The sequence below is a fragment of the Cupriavidus sp. SIMBA_020 genome, assembly GCF_046535395.1.
Classification (GTDB): Bacteria; Pseudomonadota; Gammaproteobacteria; order Burkholderiales; family Burkholderiaceae; genus Cupriavidus; species Cupriavidus campinensis.
Genome location: NZ_JAWRWU010000661.1, coordinates 1 through 269, shown reverse-complemented (window position 1 = coordinate 269; position 269 = coordinate 1). Strand labels below are relative to the sequence as shown.

The 269-nt window shown below is 59.1% G+C and carries 1 pseudogene; it reads left to right on the top strand.

The window, feature by feature from the left end:
• Positions 1 to 190: pseudogene (locus SB751_RS30960) on the top strand (hypothetical protein); the annotation flags it as partial.
• Positions 191 to 269: the final 79 nt, after the last annotated feature.

The window sequence follows — 269 nt, the reverse complement described above, 5'->3', positions numbered from 1 at the left end:
CGTCTCGGCGGCCGACACGAGCCTGTCCGGCGTCACGAAGACGGGACCAGCGGATTGCGTGAGCGAGGTGGTCAACACGACTGGCCTCGACGTGCACGATGTTGCTGTGCATCTGAATGCAGGCGAATCGACCACCGTGCGGTTGGGCGATCCGCATTACACGCTCATGCTGAAGCTCGTTGCTGAGTAATAGCAACAGCCGGTAACCGCAAAGGCAAAGGCCGCATATCTTCGAGAATGCGGCCTTTTTGTTGTTGGATCGACGGGAG